The organism is Psychromonas sp. KJ10-2 (assembly GCF_047323255.1).
In the GTDB taxonomy this organism is placed as follows: Bacteria; Pseudomonadota; Gammaproteobacteria; order Enterobacterales; family Psychromonadaceae; genus Psychromonas.
In genome coordinates, this window is the sequence record NZ_CP178827.1 from 1,056,934 (window position 1) to 1,081,794 (window position 24,861).

The window sequence follows — 24,861 nt, forward strand, 5'->3', positions numbered from 1 at the left end:
CATCACTGACTTTATAATGTTAATAGGAATTCATAAGCAATAAAAAAGCCAACTATTAAAGTTGGCTATAAAGATGAATCGGTATATTACTTAGTTAATTAAACCAAGTTAGCTAATTAAGCCAAAAAACCTTGGCAGGAATAAACTAATTTCAGGAATAAAGGTAATTAATAATAAGGTGACAATCAACACCGCACAGAACGGCATAATACTTCTTATTACATTTTCAATTTTAGTGCCACTGACGCTACAGCCAACAAACAGTGCAGTCCCAACCGGTGGTGTTGCAATGCCAATACATAAATTAAAGATAATCATCATGGCAAAGTGAATCGGATCCATGCCCAGTGTGGTAGCAATTGGCATAAAGATTGGTGTGAAGATTAATACCGCCGGCGTTAAATCCATGAACATACCAATAATCAGTAAGATAATATTCATCAAAATAAAGATGATAATCGGGTTATCAGAAATCGATAACATCCAATCACTGATCATGGTTGGCAAACCAGTGAAAGCCATTGCCCAAGACATGATAGTTGAAGCACCAATCAGGAACAACATGATGCCAGTAATTTGTGTTGTCTCATTACAAATTTTCGAGAAATGCGACCACTTCAATGTTCGATAACAGAGTGACAAGCCAAAGGAATACAACACCGCAATACAAGCCCCTTCCGTTGCTGTAAAGACACCGCCGATAATACCGCCTATTACCACAAAGATAAGCCCTAAACTTGGAATCGCCTGCCAAATGATACGTAATACGTCTCTTACTGTGAAGCCATCATTGGCACTGGTTTTATAGCCCTTTTTCTTAGCAATAAAGTAAGCAACAATCATACAGCTTAATCCCATCAAGATACCAGGCACGTATCCAGCAATAAATAATGCTGCGACGGAGGTACCACCAGATACAACTGAAAAGACAATTAATGAATTACTTGGTGGAATTAATAAACCTGCAGGACATGAAGCCACATTAACAGCGGTGGCGAGATTTTTATCGTAGCCCTCTTTTTCTAATTCAGGACCTAAGGTTTTACCTACCGCAGCAGCTGCCGCGACGGCAGACCCTGAAACTGCTCCAAACATCATGTTGGCAAAAATATTTACATGTAATAAAGAACCCGGGATCCAACCTACCATAAGTTTAGCGAGATTAATTAATCGCCCAAGCAATCCCGCCAACATTCATAATGTTACCGGCGAGAATAAAGAAGGGAATAGCTAACAAACTAAAGCTATCGATACCGGTAATAATTTTTTGACCTGCGGTAATACTTGCCACATCAAAGGGTAAAATAAAATACATGATAGTTAATGATGACATTGCAATTGCTACCGCAATTGGAACGCTTATCGCAATCATGAATAAAAATAGGCATAACAACCAAACACCAATGGACAAGTCCATAATAGAAATCCTTTTAAATTTTATACTGTTTTGTTTTTAAATAAATCTAGGGTATTTAAAGCTAAATAAATCAAAATAATGACTGCTGAAATGGGTAATATTGAATAAACAGTAGACATCGGAAGTTGTAATGCAGGTGATAATTGCTGTGTTGTTCTTTCCATCAATGCTAAGCCACCTTTTAACATGGCTAAAGATACAAAGGAAAAGCAAATCGCATTGATCAATAATTGTAATGCTATATGTGGTTTGCCTTTGAGATAATTATCAAGCAAGGTAATAGCTAAGTGCCCTTTTGCTCCAAATAAATAACTGCCACCTAATAAACCAAGCCACACCATAATGTAACGGGAAAGCTCATCAGTCCAATTACTGGGATCGTTTAATACATAACGACTAAATACTTGCCAAGTGACCGTAACCACCAGCAGCATCAATGCAAGGGAAGAAATACCAAGAATGACTCTATCAAGCAGCTTTCTTAACGTTATTAACATGTCTATACCTCAAAAATTTTGCTCTAGCAAAGCCAGAGCAAAATGATAGTTTTACTATTACTTATTTAAAGCGCTTCAATTTTTTCAATATAACCGGCTAATTTAGGATCTTTTTTAGCTTCATCAATCATAGGTTTAACTGCTGCACGGAACGGGGCTTTATCTACTTCAACAAATGTAACACCGGCTTCAATACCTTTCGCTTTATTCATCTCATCAGTTGCATCCCAAATCTTGATTTGTTCTTCAAGAGATTCTGCAGCCGCTTCTTTTAGTATTTTTTGCTCTTCAGGTGTTAACGAGTTAAATGAGTTTTCAGAAATGATGATCACATCAGGTGTCATTAAATGTTGATCCATCGAGTAAAATTTAGCCACTTCACTATGCTTCATTTCAACTAAACTAGATATGTTGTTTTCTGCGCCATCGATTACACCTTGTTGCAGTGCTGTGTAAACCTCAGTGAATGGAACAGGTGTTGCTTTACCACCTAATAAGTTAACCATTTCGATCATAGTTGGAGAACCCGGTACACGTACTTTCATACCCGCAAGATCAGCTGGTGAGTTAATTGCTTTTTTTGCATAAAAACTACGCGTACCTGAATCATAAAAAGTTAATCCAATAAAGCCTTTGCCTTTACTTGACATCAACATCTCTTCGGCCACGTCACTTTTCATGAATTTTCTCATGTGTGGTACATCACGGAATAAGAAAGGTAATGCATTTACTTTAAACGTTGGCTCAAAAGACTCTGCTAAACCACCATTAATTTTAGCCATATCAATCGCGCCAGTGACTACCTGTTCAGCTTGATCACGCTCTGAACCTAGCTGTGCATTCGGAAATATACGAATAGTTAACTCACCATCGGACTTCTCTTTTACTTTTTCAGCCATGATCACCATGCCTTTATGCGCTGCACTTTCTAATGACATCGCGTGACCTAGGTTTAATGTTTTTGCATAAACACTTGGCGTAAGAAGTAAGGTAGTAAGTAAAGGTAACAGTATCTTTTTCATTGTCTTCATTTCCTTATTTAAAGTAGCAATATTTTATGAGCATCATTAATGCTTCATGACAAACAACGCAGATATTACAAAGAACATTAAGTATTACAATAACAAAATATATTCCTATGACACTTGTCACTTTTACTTATTTAAAAATCAGATCTTTGTCACCACAATCTAGTTATTAGTATAAATAAAATCAAAAATGATAACTAACACACTGAATTTAAATTAAAACTATATTTTCAATAACTTAAAACAATCAAGAAAAGAAAAATACAGGACTTGTGGATAAATTTAAATAAATCTCTATTTAGAGAGCTAAATAACAAAACACACTTTATATGTATGACAATATAATCAAAGTTAGAACATGATTTAACAATAAAACTAATTACATAATGTTAAAAAATACTGAGTGAGTGTACTACGACTCTTAATCTAAGAATTAACGGCCCTGCCGTATCCTCATTAATGACTCTAACTATTAAACCCAAATTAATTATTAAAATAGGCATTGATATGTTAACTAAAAAAATTTCTGATAGTGGTGCTAAAAACAACTATAAAATAACTGTAATCGCTTGTTCATTTGCATTACTTGGTTGTGCAAGCACTGCAGACGACAATACTGCAGTACTTGCCAAAGCAGGTTCTCCTGCCAGTCAATTTGATCTATTAGGTTGGACGATTAGTGTGCCAGTTGACTCTGATGGCAACGGAAAATCAGACCAAATTAAAGAGAAGGTATTAGCTGCAGGTTACTCTGATCCAGAATATTTTTATTTAGCCGATGATGGTGGCATGGTATTTAAGTCACCAATAAAAGGAGCTAAAACCTCTAAAAACACTAAATATACACGTTCAGAACTACGTGAAATGATACGTCGAGGTAATACTTCATACAGCACTAAAGGGGTTGGTGGTAATAACTGGGTATTTTCGACCGCGCCTGATGCTGACCTAGAAAATGCCGGCGGTGTTGATGGGACATTAGAGGCGACACTAGCAGTTAATCATGTCACAACAACGGGTGTTAGCTGGCAACAAGGTCGTGTGATTATCGGTCAAATCCACGCAAATAATGATGAGCCAATTAGGTTATATTACCGAAAATTACCACAGCATGAAAAAGGATCAATCTACTTTGCACACGAACCAAATAGTGAAGCAGGTGAACAATGGATAGATATCATAGGTAACTCATTACCCAACTATTGGCACCAAGATGCAACTCCAGCAGAGCCAGAAGATGGTATTAAATTAGGAGAGAAATTCAGTTATCGCATCAACGTCACAGGGCATGATTTAGCAGTAACAGTGATGCGCCCAGGTAAAGCAGATATCACTAAACATGTTGATATGTCAGAAAGCCGCTATGATGTTGGTGGTCAATACATGTACTTTAAAGCAGGTGTTTACAACCAAAACAAAACTGGCGATGCTAAAGACTACGTACAAGCAACTTTCTATGACTTAAAAGTGTCCCACTAATATTCGTTAGTTATCCCTTAATCACTTTATATTAGGCTGGTTTTTCCAGCCTTTATTCCATTTATCAAACCTCAGTGTCGCCAATCCCCCTAGTTTGACCTATCTATTTGAAATGTAATTTAAAATAATCAGACAACTTTAGATCTAATAGAATATCTTCAGCGTATTTAAATAATAAAGATGATAAAAGATCTCACTTTGCTACTATTAATTTAACCTTTAAGAGCTCGTTGTCATAACCCTCATTAATAGGTTAGTCATCTTTACTCTTTAAATAAATCTTCGCTTTAAGGGCTGGCAGTAAAATATTATGGATAATCAACAGAACAAATACAGTATTGAAACAACCGACTATCAAGTCGGTCAAGATAACCTTCAAAAGTGGGGCTTTGATATACATAACCCTGTCTTTGGAATAAGTGCAGGTCTGATCCTGCTATTTATCGCCATGACGTTAATGGTTGAACCCGCCACCGCTAAAACGGTATTAAATGACCTTAAAAATGGCATTATGAAAGATTTTGATCTGCTATTTATGTGGTCCACTAACTTCTTTTTAATATTTGCAATCATTGTCATGTTGAGCCCATTAGGCAAAATCCGTATCGGTGGCAAAGATGCTAAAGCGGAATATACAACGGCTTCCTGGTTGGCGATGTTATTCGCAGCGGGAATGGGGATTGGGTTGTTATTTTGGGGCGTTGCTGAGCCAACGGCTTATTTCACTGATTGGTGGGGAACGCCATTTAATGTAGCGCCTTATACACCGGAGGCTAAAGCATTAGCAATGGGCACCACTATTTTCCATTGGGGCATACATGGCTGGGCAATCTACGCGATAGTGGCACTGGCGTTAGCCTTTTTTACCTACAACAAAGGTTTACCCCTTTCAATTCGGTCGGTTTTTTACCCAATCTTTGGTGATAGAGCTTGGGGGTGGTTAGGTCATATCATTGATATTTTAGCCGTATTAGCGACTTTATTTGGTTTGGCGACATCATTAGGTTTGGGTGCACAACAGGCGACCAGTGGTATTAATCATGTATTTGGAACGAATGGCGGTATTGGCATGCAGTTCGCAGTGATTGCCTTTGTTACTTTCATCGCTATTTTATCCATTATTCGTGGTATCGAAGGCGGTGTAAAACTACTCAGTAATATCAACATGGTCTTTGCTTTTGCATTGCTAGTATTTGTGATTGCTGTGAGTTTTGATGTTGTTATCAGCTCTGTGCCAAATACATTAATCGATTATATCAACAATATTATTCCTCTGAGTAATCCACATGGTCGTGAAGATGAAGTATGGATGCATGGTTGGACAGTATTCTATTGGGCATGGTGGATTTCATGGTCACCATTTGTTGGTATGTTCATTGCGCGTGTTTCAAAAGGCCGTACAGTTCGTCAATTCCTATTTTGTGTGATTTTTGTGCCAACACTATTAACCATTATCTGGATGGGAGTCTTTGGTGGTATTGCATTGGATCAAGTAGTCAACAAAGTCGGTGAATTAGGAGCTAATGGGCTAACAGATATCTCTTTAACTTTATTTCATGTATACGACCAATTACCTTTTGGCAATATTATTTCAATCATATCTATTGTGTTAATACTGATTTTCTTTGTAACCTCGTCAGATTCTGGTTCATTGGTCATAGATAGCATTACCGCAGGCGGTAAGATTGATGCACCAATACCTCAGCGTATTTTTTGGGCCACCACCGAAGGTGCAATTGCAGCGGTCATGTTATGGATTGGTGGTAAAGAAGCATTGCAGGCGTTGCAATCAGGTGTAGTCGCTACTGCGCTCCCTTTCACCTTTGTATTGCTTATTATGTGTGTCAGTTTAATTAAAGGCTTGAATACAGAGCGAGCTCTCTATAAATAGGTGATATCCACATCTAAAACACAAAAGGCTATCAAACTCAGTTTGATAGCCTTTTTATTATTTATTAGCGATTAAAAATAAATACGCCCGTATGCATAGGCATCTTGTGCCGCTTCACCTACATTTAATTCTATTGCTAAAATAATGGGTCTACTCGGTTTAAAATTGATACCAACCGTTCCCCAAATACGCTCTTTACCCCAAGAGTAATCCACTCCATCACCGTAAGCACTACTGCTATCCCAGGCCTCATACTCTTCGTAATTAATCGAACTAGTCAGCTCAATTTTATCGGTTGCATTAAAGCGAGCAGAGACCAAACCACCTTTGTTTTTAAGTGTGTGGTAATCATTGTAAACATCTGCGTTATCAGAATCTTCTTCCGATATATCTTCATTCTCAATAAATCCATTGACACCAATCGCTAGGTCTTCTAATACATAGGCTCGTAAACCTAACGTAAATAGGTTTTGCTCTCCATATTTCGACAGACCATCAGACCCACGACGCGTCTCAGCCCCCACAACTACATCTACAATATTACTGAAATAACCAACATAACCATTTACGATATCACCTTGCTCTGAACCCGATGAGCTCTCACCTTGGTAGGTATAAGAGATGCCCATTCGAAACGCGTCAGCAACACCTTCATACTTAATAGTATTGTCTTGGTCGCCCGCTTCGCCGGTTTCTACTGTGGTATCAAAGGTAAAATCACCATACTTATCGTAATCGTCCAATGCGGTATCGGTTAAACCAACTTCAATAGCATGTTGTTTATAAAACTTATAACCCAAGAATAATTTATCAACATCCAGTTCCATATCACCTGAACCGTATTCCCAATTTTCACGTTGGTAATCCAGCTCTAAACGGTAATAAATCCCTTCCGTTTCACCTTTTAACCCTAGTGTGGCAAAACTATCATCAATATATGATTGTTCGTCCGTATAAAACTCCCCATATTCATAGTCAGCCCCGACATGACCACCTACGCCAACTTCACCATATACTTTCAAGTAATCGCCATTTTCTTTTTCATAAATAGTGGCAGCTTGCGCAACAGAAACAGTTGCGATCGACAAACAAAGAATCGATTTTTTGAACATTGAAAAGTTCCTTAATTTAATGTTTTTGAATACTAATATGTATTTCTTTTTATAATAATTGATACAAACACAACCAAGCCGCTGAACTAGGTTTCAGGAAAAAATACACATCATTTAAAGCGTAATTGATGCCTATGAAGATTAACGGTTAGGCATACTTGTGGAAGAAAATAAAAAGGTTGCCCTTATAATGGTTATTCCCTTAACCACAATCACATAAAATAAGTCGTTTTAACCAAAAATAGCTCTGCTATTGGTGTGATTGATACAATAAGCTTTAGATCACTCAATAGAATCGAAAACAAACCTATCAAGCAATAATAAATGCATACAAAATAAATATAAATTGCATACATTTGGATGATAAGTTTAATTTTAAAAGTTTCCAAATTAAAGACTTATAAATGATTAATATTTATGGAACTTTAACTTTTAAGCTTGAAAAACGATCAAAATTTAATTATTAAATATAAAAAATAGCAGGGACGTAAGGTGAGATGCTTACTAAATAGTATGCAATAGCAGGACAAGAGATAAAGTAAAACTACTCCTTTTAATAGCAAAAAGGTCTGTAAATACAGACCTTTTTGCTGAGATTATCAGTATACTGACTAATACCAATCACTTATTTAATGCAATTGGTATAATTTACTTTCCTATTATATTAATCAGCCCAAATTTCGCTAACGTATTCAGGGTGGTCAATAAATGGGTTTCTGTTACCTTGGAATTCATAAGCCGCTTCATTTCTATCAAGCTCTTTTTGGCTCACAGGATCACTTTCATTCCACTCTTTAAGCAGTGTAATCACCCAGTCTTCATAAACATAATCAGAACTGCTATCTAATACTGCAGCAGCATTATCTGAATTTGTTTCCCAAGTAGATACAATATCTTCATAACGGGTTGCCATGTAGAAATACGCTCTAGCAAAGTCACCTTTAAACTCATCAATGGGTTCAAAAACGGTACCAGTATAACCTAGGTCGCTACTTGCCGATCCTACTTTACTGCCGTTATCAGAAACATAACTACTTGTCCCTACAACACCATATGGATAACTACTGCGTTGACCATTTACATAACCATCGGTAGCAAAAATATGATGAATATCAGTATACATTGGGTATTCTTCATCAAACCAACTCTTAGGAAATGAATGTTCACGGTTATAACAACTACCCTCACCAGTATAGTTACCACATTGATCTGTCACCGGCGTGTAATTATAACTATCTGACGTAGACACATTTTCAGAGTACATATCTAAAATAGAACCATCATTTTCATAATAAACATCTAATGAATTAGTACCCATGAAGTCCCATAAATTAGCGTATGTTTTAGTGGTGTGATCTTTAACAATATTATACAAAGCTGTTTTTAACTCAAGGCCAGATAACCCTTCTGCACTGGCATAATAGGCACTAGTATCAGAGCTTGAATCGGTAGTCACTGACAAACTATCAATATAAACAATTTCAGAATCGGTAAAACCAGTCTGGTCGTAGAAACGCACACCAACTTCAATACTAGTGGTTTCTGTCGCTTCATAAGTAGTAGTGACTTCTTGCCATTCGTTTACTATCGTATTGTCAGAGTAATCGGCGTAACCATCTATATATAATCTCGCTTTAACAAAACCATCGGTGTGATAAACCCATGTGCTGAAAGTGTAAGAAGTGCCTGCGACAACATCAATAGATTGACGTAAATCAGTATCACCTTGAGTACCTGAGTTTACTGCTACTTGTGCAGAAGACGTTCCTTCATAATAATTGCTTGTATCCTGTGTAACGCCAATATCACTATCGATAGTTGTCCAGCTATCTGGCAATGAATCAGTCCAGCTTTCAAAGTCACCATTTAGTAATAAAGTGCTCTCGGTATCGTCAGTTGCGTACTCTTCAGTAGTCTCTTCATCAGTTGTTTCTTCTGTTACTTCTTCTTCAGTTGAAGTCTCATCAGTCACCTCTTCAGTTGCCTCTTCTTCGCTCTCAACACTTTCATTACTAACCGAAAAGTTATCGACATAAACAATCTCTTCTTCATCAAAACCTGTTTGATCATAGAATCGTAAACCCACCTCGATATTTTTATCTTCGTCGGCGGTATAGCTATAGGTCATTTCTTGCCATTGATAGACTAAGTCAGGATCTGAATAGTTTTGGTAACCGTCTACATATAAGCGAGCACTCACCATACCTTCCGTATGATAAACCCATGTCGTCACGGTATAAGTCACACCAGATTCAACATCAATAGATTGACGGAAATCAGTATCACCTTGAGTAGCAGTTGTTACCGTTACTTCTGCAGAATTTTCACCTTCATAAAACTGCTCTGTAGACTGGATAACAGTGATCCCATCTTCAATGGTTGTCCAACTATCTGGCACGCCATCGGTCCAGCTTTCAAAATCACCATTTAAGAGTACGCTCGCTGTTGTAGTATCTTCGCTGCTGGTGTCTTCAGTACTACTGTCATCTTCCGTTTCTGTCGCCGTTTCTTCTTCAGTCGACTCACTCTCTTGGATCGCTGTAATATAATTATTACTAGTGATCGTAGAGTTATCATCACTGCTTTCACAAGCCGCTAAGCCACCGAATGCTAATAACAGTAACGCTGTTTTTAGTTTGTTATCCATGTTATCTCTCTTTAAATACCATTTAAAAATAAACGTGCTAGTGATGCCAATACAATCTCTGTATTGGCATCCTAATGACTAGGTTAAGTTAGGCCTTTTGGCGACGTAAGAATGCTAAGCCAAAAAGTGACAGTAGGCTGAATAAACCAAATGCACCACCACCTGAACCGTCATACTCCTCAGCCGGTGCGATAGTTGCGCTAGTAGAATCTTCAGAAGCTGCTTCGAAAGTCATTGATTGAGTGTAGTCAGATAACACTTCTCCATCACGTGTTAGGGTCATCTTGGCGGTGTATTCACCCGCTTCGATACCATAGACCTCAATTTCTACTAATGATTGGTTGTCTTCTGTGATGGTAATGTTTGGTAGTACAACATCACTCATATCTTCCGAAGAGGATAAAGCGATTTGTACAACATCATCCACTAAAGCGCCTTCCGCTAAAACATAAGGAACAGTGACAGCACTACTGCTAATGGTTAGGTATACTGGTTCTCCTTCACCCACTTCACCATATTCATAGCTTAATGAAATAATCGCAGAGTCATGGTCTGAAGAGCGATACTCATCATCCACGTAAAAGTTATCTGCAAAATCACCTTTATATTCACTGTTGTAATCATATAGCGATGATTCAGGGGCATTGATATGCCAATCAACTGCATCGATAAGACGCGTTTCTAATGAAGGACTTATTAAAATATGGTCTAACGAACCTATTTCATCATCGTAAGAATAACTCCAGCTTTGTTGATCTTTTGCTGCATCTTTTAATGCGACTGTATTTAGGTAACCGTAGGTTTTTGTAATTGTTTCAGCAGAACCATCAACGTTAAATTGTGGCTTATCACCGATGTAAGTATCACGTGCAGCAATAATCTCTTTACCCGTAGTGTTCTCTGTAAGTACTAACATTGGGTCTTCTTGACCATAAGAGTTTAAGTCACCCACAATGACACGGTCACCGCCAATTTCATCAAGCTCCTCAGCTAATTGAACCGCTGCGGCTACACGTAAGTTTTCACAAGATCCTTGTAAATCTGCATCAGGGGCATCATCTGACCAGGTGCTTTCATCACCAAACTCAACACCATCCCAATCTTCCCAACATGTTGATCCTTTTGATTTAAAGTGGTTAACAGCGACCGTTAACGTTTTACCTGTATTAGGAATTTTGAAGGTAGCAGCAAGCGTTTCACGTTGATAATTATCACCGCTCTCAAGCACTTCGCCACTGCTGTCTTTGACAACAACGTTACTATCATTAACAACCACAGGAGCGTGTTGCTCAGGCATTGAAATCACTTGCATGCTTTCAATACTTACTTTTGTAGGGCGGTAAATTAAACCTGTACTAATCGCATCTGTGCCTAACGCATCATTTTCATCTAATACAAGGTCACTGTTCGAGTCATAACCAACAAAGACATAACGATTACTGATGGAAACATCACTATCCACATCCTTAGGATCTTCATCGTAATATTCATCATTAATCGCATCAACAAGCGCTTGGATAGCACTATCACTGCCAAAACCGTTATTTTCTATTTCCATTAACCCAACAATATCAGCATCTAACCCTTTGATAGCAGAAACTAATTTCGCAAGTTGTTTGGTATATTCATCTTCATCATCGGCACCACGGTTATCACCAAAGCTATTGCTATCGCCACCATATGGAGAGTTAAATAAGTTAAGCACATTTTGAGTACCGACTTTGATCACAAAGCTATCATCATCGGTCGTTGTGCTTAAATCTGGAGAGGAAGTTCTATCTGTATTATGGGTAAAGTTACTGCTCACCAATTCATTAGTGACGACCATATTAAAATTGCCGTAGCTATAGGTAATCACACCTTCCATGCCAATAACACTATCGTCGATACGAATATAGTTATCTTCCGGATTTGAGTTGAAATTTGGATAATAAGGAATTTCGCCATCATCAGCACTTTCACTGCTTTCCACAATTAAGCGATAATCATCATTTTCATCTTCAGCAGCATAAGCTTCATCACTACCTGCAACATTATCCTGGGTAGGATTCATATTAGGACGAAGATAAGACAAAATTAAATCATTACGGTAGCTGTCATAGTTAAAACCAAAAGTTTTAGTGACACGCATATCTTGATTACCGCTAGTGTTCATGTCGATATCTTCAGGTAAGTTAACTAACATACCTTCATAACGCTCTAACGTTGCATTAAACGAACCGTTATCATTCTGCGATCATTTCAATATCAGTTGCTGCAGGCGCTGAAGTGCTTGTATCAATGATATCCCATTCATCAGTTTCTAATTGTGTCAGTGTGTAGTATTCAGTCACAGTACTTGTCACACATACCGTATTACCGATCATGTCATCGGTAGCGTTAGCAGTACTCACAAAAATACCATCTGACGTCAATTCATCACCATCTGGTGTTACATCTTGTAAGTAAAAACCTTTTTCAGGATAACTAGTGACCGCTGTGACGATACCTGTCACATTATAACTTTCAGCAGACTCAAAACCGCTGCTAATAAGGGAGAAGCTGAATCAGAGCCTTGAATTTCAGCAATAGTTGTTTGTGTGTCTAAAGAACAAGTTGAAGCAACCACTTCCTCGTACTCTGAGTAAGTTGCTGTGCCAAGGTCATCGAAAACATCTTCACCAAAATCTTCCCAGTCAGATGAAGAGTAAGTGGATGATTGAACAGGTGTAGAATCTCCTTCACCAGCCCTACGGCGCAATGTTTGACCACTTCCCCAATAGGTGCCATCAGTACCAATTGTGTCATAAGTGGTATTAGTGTCCGTATCGATAATCGCCACGTGATCATCACCATTAAAGCTTAAGCTGTAATAGGACTGCTCATCATAACTGGCCGCAATAACCGCTGTCGCAGAACTGGCAATTGACTCACTCAAGGCAGCATCTGCAGCGCTGTTATAAATAACAACTGTCGCACCACCTGCAATGGTGAGCCCTTCCAATATATTATCACCGTCGGGTGTTCTAATTTGGTTATCGTAAGAGCTATATTGTAACTCAATATTACTAGGGAATGTGTAGCTGCTTGAACCCGTATTGGTCAATTCAATGGCTTTATTATCGCCTGACCCTTCTACATACTCACTAATAATAATATCGGTGATTGCAGCATTAGCATTGGCTGCCAAAATACCACTAATAACTAGCGATAATGTGGTCTTTTTCAAAATATTACTCATCATTTTATCCTTAAATTAATCTTTGATTTTTAACTGCTTACAGCAAGTTAGAAATAAACACGACCATATGCATAAGCGTCTTGCGCTGCTTCCCCAAAGTTAGCTTCCAATGCAAATACCACTGATTTAGTGGGTTTGAAATTAAACCCTAATGTGCCCCAGATACGTTCTTTGCCCCATGAATACTCATCATCAGGTGCAACACCATATGGGCTGTAGATATCCCACTCTTCATAAGCCTCGTAGTTAAATGAGCCAGTAAGCTCCAGTTTTTCCGTTGCAATGTAACGAGCAGAAATCAACGCCCCTTTATTTTCAAGCGTTTGATAATCGTTATAAGAGTATGTTTCTTCTAGGTCGTCGCTAATTGAAATAAGTGTCGATTCTTGAGCAATATCTTCATATTCGATAAAACCATTTAAACCAATCGCCAGGTCATCGCCAAGGTAAGCTCTTAATCCTAAGGTATACAGCATCTGCTCACCGTATTTAGAGATACCTTCAGAGCCTGTGCGGGTTTCAGCTCCTAAAACAACATCAGCATAATCACTGAAGAAGCCCACATAACCATTGATCACGTCACCTAATTCAGAGCCAGAAGAGCTTTCACCATCGTAAGTGTAAGATAAGCCCATCTTAAAGTTAGACATCACACCTTCATATTTAACGGTATTCTCCTGGTCACCACCTTCACCCGTTTCTACTGTGGTATCAAAGGTAAAGTCACCAAATTTATCGTAATCGTCTAACGCTGTATCGGTTAAACCAATTTCAATGGCATGCTGTTGATAGAATTTGTAACCTATAAACAGTTTATCGATGGCAAGCACCATATCACCTGAGCCGTATTCCCAGTTCTCACGTTCATAATCTAGCTCTAAACGGTAATACACATCATCGTATTCGCCTTTAAGTCCTAAGGTCGCAAAGCTGTCATCAATGTAAGATTCGTCATCGGTGTAGAATTCACCGTACTCGTAATCTGCTCCTATATGCCCACCAACACCCACTTCACCATACACTTGCAAGTTATCGCCATTATCTTTTTCATAAATAGTGGCACCTTGTGTTATTGGGCTCGCTAAAACCGTTGCAACAGCAATGCTTAGCATTGTTTTATTTAACATTTCATCATCCTTATACAATGTTTTTAAAATATGACGAACCCGTTTTGAAAATAGACGCGTCAGAAATCACAAAGCGCATGAAGTTAACAGGGCTTTATGACAGTTTTGTTTAACTGATAAATTATTTACTTTTTTATTCCCTAAATAATGATGGAATAGTAAGAGATTATTGGTACTCAGGAATAAATTGAGCGACCTTAATAGGGGAATGAGATTGGACATAATCCTTTAATACTTCCGCATCCACATACCCTGTATTTACATAGGTGGGATGTTGCGTAATATTAGGATATCCATCACCACCAGCTGCATTAAACGAGGGCACACTGAAACGATACTGTTGTTCAACTTGGATTGGCTTACCTGAAATCATTACCTGACTAAGCTGCATACCATTGATTTTCATAGTGATACCTGAAAACTGTGGATAAGCACCAGAATCTTTCTGTTTAGTAGCAACTTGTTTTAAGTAGTCCATGACTTCAGCACCACTCATGTCCACATAGGTGACGGTATTGGCAAAAGGTTGTACGGTTAAAATATCTTTGTAGGTAATATCGCCCGTTTCAATAGAAGCACGAATACCACCAGAATTCATGACTGAAAAGTCAGCTTGTACGCGTTGCTTATGAGATGTTGCAATCAAGTAACCTAGGTTAGTTTGGTTATTACGAACGACTTTACGTTCCCCCTGTAACAAACCATCGGTACTACCCACAACAATATTTAATGCTTCTTGGCCTTGTTCTTGGAATGGTTTTAAGGTGTTTAGCACTTCTTCATCTTGAACAATCTCTTGCTCAACAAAAACGCGGACTTTTTTACCATCTTCCCAGGCAACTTTGTGTTTTAGATTAACCGGAATTAATTGGTATGACTGCAATGTTAGCTCACCATTTTTGAAGGTGTAATCGGCACGCCCTACGTATTTACCCCATTCATGAGCTTGAACGATGTAAGTACCATTTTGCTGATCAGGGGTACATGCATCACCCGCTTTGAAACTTGCGTATTTATTTTTCCTTCCATACACACAGGTTCTTGAGAGTGTCCGCCAACAACCATATCAAGGTCACCAGGTTCAAGGTAACGAGCTAATTGCACATCACCAGGTGCATTCGCACCACTGTTACCATTCAGGTAGTGTCCCATGTGGGTTGCCGCGATAATAACATCTGGTTTTTCAGTGGCTTTTAACTCTGCAATGACTTGCTTAGCTTCTACTTTAGGATCAGTAAAGGTCACTTGCTTAATAAATTCGGGATTACCAATTTTCACGGTATCTTCAGTAGTTAAGCCGATCACCGCTATTTTAACGCCCGCTTTATCAAAAATTTTGTAAGCATCAAACATACGCTTGCCATCTTTGTATATGTTTGCCGCTAAAAAAGGAAAGTTAGCCCAATCAGCTTGCTGAGCTAGCACATCTAAAGGATTATCAAACTCATGATTACCCACAGCCATCGCATCGTAACCAATCATATTCATGCCGATAAAGTCAGGTTTTGCATCAAGTAAATCGGATTCGGGTACACCAGTATTAACATCACCGCCAGACAGTAACAGAACAGCCCCGCCTTCAGCCTCTACTTCTGCTCGAATATAGTTGATTAATGTTGCTCTAGCCGGCATACCATATTCGCCATATTTATTTTGCCAAAAGTGCCCATGGTTGTCATTGGTATGTAAAATGGTCAACTTATATTCTTGATCAGCAACCCAATCATGGTGATCATTAGTTTGAGCATTTAAAACACTACTTCCTGCAAGCATAATCAAAGCTAAACTTGCGTATTTCATCTGTTTTGTATCCATCAATTTAATCCCTTAAACTCGGTAAACTAGTTGTCTATAACGTAGTTTAATAACGGGTTATTACTATTCCATGAACCCAACCACTATTTAAACCATCTATCAAAGCATGATTAAAATCAACACAACTTATGGTTAATTGATGTACTGAAATAGTTCAAATTTGGTGCTTTAACGCCCCAAATTGGTGATACAGATTAACCAATATCAGCATATCAACTTAAAAATAGTGTTATTTGAATAGTTAAAGGCAAACACAATACTGACCAAAGGGTCAAGTAACGCTCTTTATTGGTGCTAAGGTATCTTGACCATTTATTCAAATTGATATAATAATGACATATTGTTGACTAGCAAGATGTAATATGTGGCTTTGATTACATCGCTAACAAGCTAAATGCAATGAACTTGATGAAAAGAAAGCATTATTTAAGGTGGGTTTTAAGCAGATATTTATTGTGGAAAAGTGTCTTGTCACCTGCTTAATTAGTCATACAATATAGGAGTAAAAAGAGAGGCTTTGATACTTAACCAAAGCCTCTCTTTTGGATTCAATTTTTGCTATTTATACACTGAAATACTCGGTATCTTTATTTAATTTTTTCGAGAGTGCTTCCAATAACTCGGCTTGATGCAGATTATTTTTTAAGGTTTCGCTAGTCTCTTTTGCCATCACTGAAATCTCCTCAACACCATTAGAAACATCAGAAATAGTAACAACTTGTTGATGAGTTGCGGAGACCACTTCTTGTACCTTAGCCAACGAGTCATCAGCTTGACGCTGTATATCATTTAATAACTGATTCGCTTGATGGGTTAATGTTAACCCCTTCTCAACTTGAGGTACGGTTGTCTCCATTGCTCTCACAGAGGCTTCTGTATCTCCTTGCACTTGATTTATCATGGATTCAATCTCGCCCGTTGCATCACCTGTTCTGATCGCTAATTGACGTACTTCATCGGCAACCACCGCAAACCCTCTGCCTGTTTCGCCTGCACGAGCAGCTTCTATCGCGGCATTTAATGCTAATAAATTAGTTTGGTCAGAAATACTTCGGATGACATTAATAATCTCACCAATCTCTCGGGTTCTCTCCTGTAAAATAGTAATTTGCGATACCGTAGCGTTAACAGTAGTAGATATATTGCCAATCTCATTAGCAACATGTTGCACGGCCTCTTTACCTTGCTGCGATAATGTCGCTGTGCTTATAGAGTTATCTTCAGTTTGTTTCACCGTATCAACCACATTATCGATACTTTCAGTCATTGATACTAAGCGCACCTGTGCATCTTTGGTTTGTGCTACCTGTTGGTCTGCGGCGGTTAACGCTTGTAACGACCCCGCAGTCACTGATGTTGCTCGTTCTGATAACTCAGAAGAAGAAGCAATAATATTATTCACAGTGGACTTTAACTGTTGCTGCATAATGCCAATTGAAGCCATCATACTGTTTGGACAACAAGACACTATTTTACCTGTGAGATTCCCCTGTGATATTTTAGACACCACTTTAGCAGCCTCTTGGGGATCACCACCTACGGACTGTTTAACTTGGTAACTGATACGGAAGGCCACAAATAAACCAAGGAGAATGGCAAAACTGGTTAAACTGACCATCCAGCTTTGAAATGAGCTTGCAACTATTCGCACCTCTTTTGTCGCTTCTTGATTAGCAATACCTTGATAATCAATAAACTCATTAATCACAGCTAACCATTCGATAAAAGCTGGTTTGGCTTGATTAAGTAATATCTCATTGGCAGAGTTAATGTTGTCTGCACGTTTGGCATCGATGATCTGAGTAACTAATGGCATCGCTTGAGACTCTATCTGTTTAATCTGTTGATAGATGCTTTTTTCATCAAGAGTAGCCATATCCGACTCAATAATCTTATTCATTGCCAATGATGATTGATGGTAACTCTCACCTAATCGCGCTAACGCTTCCATTGCGACATGCATCTCAGACGCTGTTCTTGCTAATACGATATCTCGCAATGCAATAGCACGGTCGTGAACACTGCCTCTAAAATCGATGGCATAGCGTTGTTTAACTGCATTAACATCCGTAATTTCGGTGATCGTATCATCAATAAAATTAACACGATGGATACTGATAAAATTCAATATCAACATCATTAACATCACCACACCAAAGCCAATCACTAAGCGTAAATTAATTGTCATATATTTTCTCAAGGAGTATCTAAAAACCATAAGATTAGTGTGTTAATAGCGAATACTCCATTTAAATATAAAAAAATTACTTCTGTTTAGATAAAATAAATAACGGCTTAGAAAAGTAAAAAAATTCTATAAAGCCATAGTTTTTTGCCATCTTAATACAGGCCATGGTATTACTGAGTTTGTTTAGTTTAAGTACCTATCTAAGGTATTTTATTTTGATAAATGGGCAAAATAGAGGTAAGCATGAGTTAAAAAGAGAAGGAAAGTTAACAGGAAAAGTAGTCAGAGAGGAAACCCTCTGACTATAAACTGAATAATGCGATGCTACTTTTCAGCAGGTAAAAAATCTTTAATGATTTCGTATAAACGCGGACGTTTTGCAGCTATATCTTCAGCCGACAACCCTTCTAATGAATGCGGATACTTCAACCAAGCATCGGTTTCATGTAAGTAGTAATCTGGCACTCTATCCGTTTGATTACGTGTTGGCTTAAAATACGGCACAGCAACACGAACATCTTCAGGCATATTTAAGCGTGTTTTACGCTGTAGCTCTTTGATAATTGCTTCAATGGAGCGCCCTGTATCATAAACATCATCAACTAATAACAGGCGATCATGATGTTCTAGATTCTTCACCAGGTAATTTAAACCATGAACTTTCACCTCTTTTTGCTGCTGATCGATAGCGGCAGCATAAGAAGAAGTACGAATAGCAATATGGTCAGACTCAATACCATGCACGGCTAAAAACTCTTGTACAGCAATACCAATAGGTGCACCGCCACGCCATATAGCGACGATAAAGGTTGGTTTGAAATCACTATCCAAAATTTGACGTGCTAAAGCATATGAATCTTCTAATAAATTTTGAGCGGTTAAATATTGTTTTTCTGCCATATCACTTCCAAATCTGCTTAAAGTTAATGTCACTAGTGATTGAATATAAAGTGACTTTATGTTCTAATTTTTTCAATAAATTCCAATAAACATAACACAATAAATGGGTGATTTCTTGGCTAAATACGACGAAAAAATATTTTTAGATGAAGACACCTTAATTGAGGAATCTTTCCAATTAGCAACGCAAATTATTGCCAGCGACTTTAAACCGACTTTTATTGTAGGGTTATGGAGAGGCGGTAGCTCAGTGGGTATTTACGTGCAGGAATGTTTACAAACATTAGGTATAAAAACCGACCATATATCAATCCGAACTTCCTATGGTGGTTTTGACAGTTATCACCAACAAACAACAGGTGATCAACCGATTAATGTCCATGGTCTAACTTACTTAGTTAAACAGCTTAATGCAGATGATAAACTGCTGATCGTCGATGATATGTACCGCTCAGGTAAAAATGCAGAAGCAGTGATCAGTGAGCTGAAAGCAAGGCTAAAGCGAAATATGCCTGAAGATGTACGTATTGCCACGGTTTGGAAGAAAAAGACATTAACAGATTGTGCAGGTCCCGATTACTTTGTTCATTCAACTGACGATTGGGTAGTATTTCCCTATGAGTTGCAAGGCTTATCATTGGAAGAGATTAAAGAACATAAGTCATTTGCTTATAAATCTATTGTTCCTGAGTTTTTCACCAAAAAATCCATTGGCTAAACAGATCCTGTTACTTCGTTAAAAAATTAAGTAGTTACTAACACAACTGCTTAATTGTTTTAAATATCCTTTATTTTATTCATTGTACTTACATTGATACATAGCGTGATCGGCCTCAGACAGTAGCTGCTGAATATCATTATGCTTATCCACGTTGTACTCAGTAATGCCATAGAGAAAACAAACATCTAAGGTGATTTTATTATCATCAAGTTCCGTCTGCAATGCCATGGTTAACGTTGACATTAATTGTTCAGTATTAGCAGCATCTGTATTACTAAATAACACTACAAACTCATCACCGCCCAAGCGTCCAATAACATCTGAAGAACGAAAATTATCACCTAATACTTTTGCAAAAATAGTTAAGACTTGATCGCCAACCTCATGACCAAAGGTATCATTAATCGCTTTAAAGCGATCTAAATCAAGATAGACTAAAGATGCAGGAAGCTCACTTCTATTACATAGATTAAGTGAGTTTTGGGCTAAAGAGAGAAACCACGGCGATTTAATAGACCTGTTAGATCATCTTGAGTGGCTAATTGCACAGCAGACAACTCGAATTCCACTGTTTTAGCTAAATCTTTTAAGGCATCACAATCATCTTTACTAAATTCACGAGCATAATGATCTGCAATACAAATAGTCCCTAATCTATATCCGTTGATAACTAGCGGACATCCAGCATAAAATTCTACTTTAGGTTCATCTATGACTAGGGGATTATCGTAAAAGCGAAGATCCTTGCTTGCGGCAGGAATAACCAATATCTCATCACCTAAAATAGCATGGCCACAAAAAGAGGTTTCACGAGGCCATTCATTAATATCAAGCCCAATACATGATTTGAACCATTGACGGTTTTCATCTATTAAAGTCACTAAAGCAATGGGAACATCAAACAAGCGTTTAGCAAGCCTAGTAATACGATCAAAGCGCTCCTCTGCTAATGTGTCCAAGACTTCCAAGGACTTAAGCATCGCTAAACGCTGTTTTTCATTACTGGGAATATCTGGGTTTTTCATAAATAATCCTGAACAAAAAAGCAAAGAACCTAAACTATAACAACTAAAAAGCTAAAAATTAACACTTAAGTACTAAGCATGATAAGTTAAACATAAAATGATTGGAAACTTCTCCTTTACTCATTTAAGTTATTCCGATTTTGTTGCGATGATCGGCACCTTATTAATATCAATATATCAAATAGCATTAAGCAATCTCAATATCCACTGCATTTTTGTATTATCCACCCTAAGGAATTATTAATGAAAGAGATCCATTTCCCATTTTTAGAGCACACAGGTGCCAAATTAAAAGACTTCACAGAAGGCCAAGCTAACGTTGAGCTACATACTCAGCCTTATCATCTACAACACAAAGGGTTTGTACATGGTGGTGTTATTTCAACCTTGATGGATAATACAGGATGGTATGCGGCCGTATCGAATTTACAATCTGGTTATACGGCTGTGACAATGGAAATTAAGATTAACTACCTGAAGCCCGCATTAGGAAAGTACTTACTAGCGTCGGCCAGTGTCAAACGCCAAGGCAGAACAACTACATTTGTGACCATTGAATTATTCGATGAAAAAGAAGTGTTAGTGGCTTATGCTACTGGTACTTATGCAGTTATTGAAGATGCGTAACTAGCCCACTGACTTAATAAGACTGTCTTAATAACAATGAAGTGATAGAATCACTTCATTGTTATCTTTATTTAAACCTATTTAAAACGTACCAAAACATCCATTTTAGTTGACATAGAAGCACTCAAAATTTGTTTCTGTAGAGGCGCTAGAACAACAATACCGTTATGTTTAGCAATCTGCTTAAACAGATTATTTAAATCAAAGCCGTTATCACGCTCATGAGATGCTTTTACTGCCGTTTTTTTATCGAATAAGCGATCCGCTTTTGCAAAAGTTAAAATATCACGTGTATCTCGTGCTTGAGAAAATAATGCAGCAACCTCTTCCTCAGAAGCTTTTTGTTCAATAACGTTATTACTTTGTATACCACTATTTGTTTCTGAGGTAAGTGCCTCGCTAAACTCAGCAAGTTGAGATTCATCACCACCATTAAAGGTAATTAAAAAGCGTGTTTTATGCTGTGCAATTTTCGACATATTACTTAAAAAACGGAAGTAGCTTTTACTTTGGTAATCAACAATTAACATGTTATTCCTATTAAAAAATTATAAGGTTATCTCAATCAGATTCCTTGAGGTAACTTCTATCCAACAGAATCATCACGATCACTTGCTGAGTATTTGGGAAAAAATAAGCTGGATTTTACCTGAAGCGAAGGCAATAAGACATGTAAAATTTAAACGCAACAGATACCCATTTCAGTGCCTGAAAGTAAATCAACAAAAAGTATGAATATCATACGTTCACCTTAGGAGATCTGATATAATTATTCTTTTAATTTCAGAGCTTATTATATCCATGTTAATCTCAACACGTTCTCGTTTTGCCTCTTTTATATTAGTTTTAGGTATCCTATTAATAGCGGCTAACTTGCGAGGACCAGTCACAGGTCTTGGTCCAGTATTAGACCAAATAATTAGTTATTTTGACCTTAGTGCCTCTCAAGCAGGTATGCTAACAACCTTACCTCTACTGGCCTTTGCTTTTGCATCCCCCGTTGCCGCGAAATTAGCTAAAAAACAAGGTTTAGAAATATCATTATTTCTTGCACTAATATTGATCGCCATTGGCTTAAGTTCACGCTTAATTGACTCAGTTATTGTACTTTATGTAGGCACCGCGATCATTGGTGTGGGTATTGCTATTGGAAACGTATTATTACCCAGTTTAATTAAACGTGACTTCCCACATAAAGTGGCCTTAATGACCTCGGCGTACGTATTGTCCATGGGGATATTTTCAGGTAGTTATTCTGCCCTACTCATTCCATTAGCCGCCTACAAAGATATTGGTTGGGCAGTGGCATTATCATGCTATGGCATACTCACGTTAATCAGTATCATTATTTGGATACCGCAGTTACGACTTCACACCAAACTAACTAAAGGCCTATTAGCACCAATCACTAATGGTAAAATTTGGCATCATGCCTTAGCTTGGCAGATCACCTTATGTTTAGGCTTTAATTCATTTTTCACCTATATCATTATTGCTTGGTTGCCTAACATATTGATGGAGACTGGCTACACAGCTCAAGAAGCGGGTGTGCTGCACGGTACTTTTCAATTAGCGACAGCAACGCCAGGATTAATATTAATTCCATTATTAGCAAAGTTAAAAGACCAAAGTATATTAGCAATATCTTTAGCGATTATTGGTAGCATTTGCTTTTTAGGTTTGTTGTATTTACCTGATGCGGCCTTTGTCTGGTCTATTTTATTAGGCTTTTCTTCAGGCGCTATCTTTATCTTAGGTCTCTCTTATATTAGTTATCGCACAAACCATTCTCTACAAGCAGCGTCATTGTCGGGCATGGCACAATCACTAGGCTATACCTTAGCGGCAATCGGACCTATTGCAACGGGTATGTTGCATGCTTACTTTGAAAGCTGGACAACCACACTGTGGTTATGTGCCATTACTTGTTTTTTATCTGGTGTATTTGGTTATCTTGGTGGGCGCGATATAAAACTAGATGAAGATGTATAACAGCAATGACACTGATTAGCGAAAAGCGGTGAGTGTCATTGATATAAAGAGTGGTATCATTCGCTACAATACTGGGTTAACTATATGGCTTGTTGCTGTTTAAGCCATTCAAAGACCTTTATTGCACCTAGCGAGCACTGTGCTTTTTCTTGGTAAGCTTAACCATTTAATTTCAGCTATCTCAGCGCTCGCGACCAACTCCCTTCGAACTCCGCAAAGTAACAGCTTAGTTTAACGATCGCAGGCTCTTGTTGCCCATCAGCCTCGGCATAAAATGTTTGCGCATAACGAATGCTATCACTGTGTAAGTTAACTGATAGCTCTTCATTAATTTCACGGCTAAGTGCTTGCTGATCAGACTCTGCCAATTCGCGCTTGCCACCGGGTAAATAAAACAAAGATTTATTATGCGAGCGAGCCACTAATAACTTCCCATCTTGTACCAATAACCAAGCTAATTTATCAATCTCTTTTGACACATTTATTCCTTAAGTAAAGTAAACGAGCTTTATAGTTTTTTAGTCAATAAAGCAGAAACAGCTAACATACCTCCTAAACCAACAAAAACAGTCCCTAAGGTACGATTGACCCAACGCATAGGAGCAGGGTTAGCAAATACAGGTGCCATTTTTGCACCTAGCCCAGTATAAACTGACATCAATAAATATTCTAAACAAAACCAAGTACTGGCTAAGATCAGATATTGAGGCATTTGTGGCTCGTCTGCATTCATAAAACTCGGAAATAACGCAATAAAAAACAGCAGGTCTTTAGGGTTACTAATACCAACCATAAAACTCTTTTTAAATAATTTATCAGGCGAGTAAATCAATGTCGATGAGTCTTGTTGTGGGGTCTTGGTGCTCGGTAATTTCACTGCACCTTCACGCCATGAATTCCATCCTAAATAGATAAGGTATGCTGCACCTAGTATCTTAATCACTAAAAATAGCATTTCTGATGCAGCAAGCACCGCACCTAAGCCAATAGCTGATACTGTCATCAACAGCAGCGCTGATAATGCACCGCCTAAGATAGTCGGAATAGACTTTTTATAGCCAAATTTAACCCCATCAGAAATACACAATAGTGCAGACGGTCCAGGGCTAAACAATAATAGGCTAATCACACTGATATAAACCAACCAAGTACTTAATTCCATTTATTCACTCTTA

At 38.0% G+C, this 24,861-nt stretch carries 18 protein-coding genes and 5 pseudogenes; 5 read left to right on the plus strand and 18 right to left on the minus strand.

The window, feature by feature from the left end; translation table 11 throughout:
• Nucleotides 1-108: 108 nt before the first annotated feature.
• From ACLKL2_RS05105 to ACLKL2_RS05115, 3 genes and pseudogenes are all read right to left on the minus strand, one after another.
• Nucleotides 109-1,417, minus strand: a pseudogene (locus tag ACLKL2_RS05105) (TRAP transporter large permease).
• 20 nt (nucleotides 1,418-1,437) lie between these two features.
• Nucleotides 1,438-1,914: a TRAP transporter small permease gene (locus ACLKL2_RS05110; protein WP_413693612.1), complete on the minus strand. Its 477-nt coding sequence runs from the start codon at nucleotides 1,912-1,914 to the stop codon at nucleotides 1,438-1,440.
• A gap of 65 nt (nucleotides 1,915-1,979) precedes the next feature.
• Nucleotides 1,980-2,936 carry a TRAP transporter substrate-binding protein gene (locus ACLKL2_RS05115; protein WP_113818646.1) on the minus strand — a complete coding sequence of 319 codons (957 nt, stop codon included), beginning with the start codon at nucleotides 2,934-2,936 and terminating at the stop codon, nucleotides 1,980-1,982.
• A 513-nt stretch (nucleotides 2,937-3,449) separates the two neighbouring features.
• Here ACLKL2_RS05115 and ACLKL2_RS05120 point away from each other — a divergent pair.
• Both ACLKL2_RS05120 and ACLKL2_RS05125 read left to right on the plus strand, forming a co-directional pair.
• A complete protein-coding gene (locus ACLKL2_RS05120; RefSeq protein WP_413693613.1) occupies nucleotides 3,450-4,421 on the plus strand; it encodes a polysaccharide lyase family 7 protein in 972 nt (323 codons plus the stop codon).
• A gap of 310 nt (nucleotides 4,422-4,731) precedes the next feature.
• Nucleotides 4,732-6,312, plus strand: a complete 1,581-nt coding sequence (locus ACLKL2_RS05125) for a BCCT family transporter (RefSeq protein ID WP_413693614.1) — start codon at nucleotides 4,732-4,734, stop codon at nucleotides 6,310-6,312.
• Nucleotides 6,313-6,383: 71 nt separating this feature from the next.
• Here ACLKL2_RS05125 and ACLKL2_RS05130 read toward each other — a convergent pair whose 3' ends face one another.
• The 10 genes and pseudogenes from ACLKL2_RS05130 to ACLKL2_RS05175 form a co-directional block, all read right to left on the minus strand.
• Nucleotides 6,384-7,424 (minus strand): porin, encoded by a 1,041-nt coding sequence (locus tag ACLKL2_RS05130; RefSeq protein ID WP_413693615.1) that lies wholly within the window; start codon nucleotides 7,422-7,424, stop codon nucleotides 6,384-6,386.
• A gap of 664 nt (nucleotides 7,425-8,088) precedes the next feature.
• Nucleotides 8,089-9,291, minus strand: a pseudogene (locus ACLKL2_RS05135) (endonuclease); the annotation flags it as partial.
• A gap of 249 nt (nucleotides 9,292-9,540) precedes the next feature.
• Nucleotides 9,541-10,071: pseudogene (locus ACLKL2_RS05140) on the minus strand (carbohydrate binding domain-containing protein); the annotation flags it as partial.
• An 88-nt stretch (nucleotides 10,072-10,159) separates the two neighbouring features.
• A pseudogene (locus ACLKL2_RS05145) lies at nucleotides 10,160-12,268 on the minus strand (ExeM/NucH family extracellular endonuclease); the annotation flags it as partial.
• Between the two features lie 28 nt (nucleotides 12,269-12,296).
• Nucleotides 12,297-12,566 (minus strand): hypothetical protein, encoded by a 270-nt coding sequence (locus ACLKL2_RS05150; protein WP_413693616.1) that lies wholly within the window; start codon nucleotides 12,564-12,566, stop codon nucleotides 12,297-12,299.
• The gene (locus tag ACLKL2_RS05155) at nucleotides 12,563-13,294 is read right to left on the minus strand and encodes a lamin tail domain-containing protein (RefSeq protein ID WP_413693617.1); all 732 of its coding nucleotides are present in this window, start codon (nucleotides 13,292-13,294) and stop codon (nucleotides 12,563-12,565) included. Before ACLKL2_RS05155 ends, ACLKL2_RS05150 begins: the two co-directional genes overlap by 4 nt.
• Before the next feature lie 44 nt (nucleotides 13,295-13,338).
• Nucleotides 13,339-14,418 (minus strand): porin, encoded by a 1,080-nt coding sequence (locus ACLKL2_RS05160; RefSeq protein WP_113819211.1) that lies wholly within the window; start codon nucleotides 14,416-14,418, stop codon nucleotides 13,339-13,341.
• 166 nt (nucleotides 14,419-14,584) lie between these two features.
• Nucleotides 14,585-16,191, minus strand: a pseudogene (gene ushA, locus ACLKL2_RS05165) (bifunctional UDP-sugar hydrolase/5'-nucleotidase UshA).
• A 604-nt stretch (nucleotides 16,192-16,795) separates the two neighbouring features.
• Nucleotides 16,796-18,421, minus strand: a complete 1,626-nt coding sequence (locus ACLKL2_RS05170; RefSeq protein ID WP_413693618.1) for a methyl-accepting chemotaxis protein — start codon at nucleotides 18,419-18,421, stop codon at nucleotides 16,796-16,798.
• Between the two features lie 324 nt (nucleotides 18,422-18,745).
• Nucleotides 18,746-19,321: a phosphoribosyltransferase gene (locus tag ACLKL2_RS05175; protein ID WP_113819213.1), complete on the minus strand. Its 576-nt coding sequence runs from the start codon at nucleotides 19,319-19,321 to the stop codon at nucleotides 18,746-18,748.
• Between the two features lie 115 nt (nucleotides 19,322-19,436).
• On the opposite strand from ACLKL2_RS05175, the gene ACLKL2_RS05180 reads away from it, so the two are divergent.
• Nucleotides 19,437-20,039: a phosphoribosyltransferase gene (locus ACLKL2_RS05180; protein WP_258546886.1), complete on the plus strand. Its 603-nt coding sequence runs from the start codon at nucleotides 19,437-19,439 to the stop codon at nucleotides 20,037-20,039.
• A 75-nt stretch (nucleotides 20,040-20,114) separates the two neighbouring features.
• Here ACLKL2_RS05180 and ACLKL2_RS05185 read toward each other — a convergent pair whose 3' ends face one another.
• Together ACLKL2_RS05185 and ACLKL2_RS05190 are read right to left on the minus strand one after the other, a co-directional pair.
• Nucleotides 20,115-20,555: a GGDEF domain-containing protein gene (locus ACLKL2_RS05185; protein ID WP_413694255.1), complete on the minus strand. Its 441-nt coding sequence runs from the start codon at nucleotides 20,553-20,555 to the stop codon at nucleotides 20,115-20,117.
• A complete protein-coding gene (locus ACLKL2_RS05190; protein WP_413693619.1) occupies nucleotides 20,528-21,067 on the minus strand; it encodes a GAF domain-containing protein in 540 nt (179 codons plus the stop codon). The genes ACLKL2_RS05185 and ACLKL2_RS05190 overlap by 28 nt, the downstream gene beginning before the upstream one ends.
• Before the next feature lie 243 nt (nucleotides 21,068-21,310).
• Here ACLKL2_RS05190 and ACLKL2_RS05195 point away from each other — a divergent pair, with 243 nt between their 5' ends.
• Nucleotides 21,311-21,694, plus strand: a complete 384-nt coding sequence (locus ACLKL2_RS05195; protein WP_413693620.1) for a PaaI family thioesterase — start codon at nucleotides 21,311-21,313, stop codon at nucleotides 21,692-21,694.
• Between the two features lie 77 nt (nucleotides 21,695-21,771).
• Here ACLKL2_RS05195 and ACLKL2_RS05200 read toward each other — a convergent pair whose 3' ends face one another.
• A complete protein-coding gene (locus ACLKL2_RS05200; protein WP_413693621.1) occupies nucleotides 21,772-22,224 on the minus strand; it encodes a hypothetical protein in 453 nt (150 codons plus the stop codon).
• A 271-nt stretch (nucleotides 22,225-22,495) separates the two neighbouring features.
• Here ACLKL2_RS05200 and ACLKL2_RS05205 point away from each other — a divergent pair, with 271 nt between their 5' ends.
• On the plus strand, nucleotides 22,496-23,686 hold the full coding sequence (locus tag ACLKL2_RS05205; protein ID WP_413693622.1) for an MFS transporter: 1,191 nt from the start codon (nucleotides 22,496-22,498) through the stop codon (nucleotides 23,684-23,686).
• Nucleotides 23,687-23,862: 176 nt separating this feature from the next.
• Here the strand turns inward: ACLKL2_RS05205 and ACLKL2_RS05210 are convergent, their stop codons facing one another.
• Together ACLKL2_RS05210 and ACLKL2_RS05215 are read right to left on the minus strand one after the other, a co-directional pair.
• Nucleotides 23,863-24,165, minus strand: coding sequence for an NUDIX hydrolase (locus tag ACLKL2_RS05210; protein ID WP_413693623.1), 303 nt, complete (start codon nucleotides 24,163-24,165; stop codon nucleotides 23,863-23,865).
• 29 nt (nucleotides 24,166-24,194) lie between these two features.
• On the minus strand, nucleotides 24,195-24,848 hold the full coding sequence (locus tag ACLKL2_RS05215; protein WP_413693624.1) for a LysE family translocator: 654 nt from the start codon (nucleotides 24,846-24,848) through the stop codon (nucleotides 24,195-24,197).
• Nucleotides 24,849-24,861 lie beyond the last annotated feature (13 nt).

What these genes read in the sequence shown, in the direction of transcription:
- ACLKL2_RS05130 (WP_413693615.1), bottom strand. Translation starts at nt 7,424, where the DNA reads ATGTTCAAAAAATCGATTCTTTGTTTGTCGATCGCAACTGTTTCTGTT.
- ACLKL2_RS05190 (WP_413693619.1), bottom strand. Translation starts at nt 21,067, where the DNA reads ATGAAAAACCCAGATATTCCCAGTAATGAAAAACAGCGTTTAGCGATG.
- ACLKL2_RS05175 (WP_113819213.1), bottom strand. Translation starts at nt 19,321, where the DNA reads ATGGCAGAAAAACAATATTTAACCGCTCAAAATTTATTAGAAGATTCA.
- ACLKL2_RS05170 (WP_413693618.1), bottom strand. Translation starts at nt 18,421, where the DNA reads ATGACAATTAATTTACGCTTAGTGATTGGCTTTGGTGTGGTGATGTTA.
- ACLKL2_RS05215 (WP_413693624.1), bottom strand. Translation starts at nt 24,848, where the DNA reads ATGGAATTAAGTACTTGGTTGGTTTATATCAGTGTGATTAGCCTATTA.
- ACLKL2_RS05115 (WP_113818646.1), bottom strand. Translation starts at nt 2,936, where the DNA reads ATGAAAAAGATACTGTTACCTTTACTTACTACCTTACTTCTTACGCCA.
- ACLKL2_RS05155 (WP_413693617.1), bottom strand. Translation starts at nt 13,294, where the DNA reads ATGATGAGTAATATTTTGAAAAAGACCACATTATCGCTAGTTATTAGT.
- ACLKL2_RS05120 (WP_413693613.1), top strand. Translation starts at nt 3,450, where the DNA reads ATGTTAACTAAAAAAATTTCTGATAGTGGTGCTAAAAACAACTATAAA.
- ACLKL2_RS05125 (WP_413693614.1), top strand. Translation starts at nt 4,732, where the DNA reads ATGGATAATCAACAGAACAAATACAGTATTGAAACAACCGACTATCAA.
- ACLKL2_RS05200 (WP_413693621.1), bottom strand. Translation starts at nt 22,224, where the DNA reads ATGTTAATTGTTGATTACCAAAGTAAAAGCTACTTCCGTTTTTTAAGT.
- ACLKL2_RS05195 (WP_413693620.1), top strand. Translation starts at nt 21,311, where the DNA reads ATGAAAGAGATCCATTTCCCATTTTTAGAGCACACAGGTGCCAAATTA.
- ACLKL2_RS05205 (WP_413693622.1), top strand. Translation starts at nt 22,496, where the DNA reads ATGTTAATCTCAACACGTTCTCGTTTTGCCTCTTTTATATTAGTTTTA.
- ACLKL2_RS05110 (WP_413693612.1), bottom strand. Translation starts at nt 1,914, where the DNA reads ATGTTAATAACGTTAAGAAAGCTGCTTGATAGAGTCATTCTTGGTATT.
- ACLKL2_RS05160 (WP_113819211.1), bottom strand. Translation starts at nt 14,418, where the DNA reads ATGTTAAATAAAACAATGCTAAGCATTGCTGTTGCAACGGTTTTAGCG.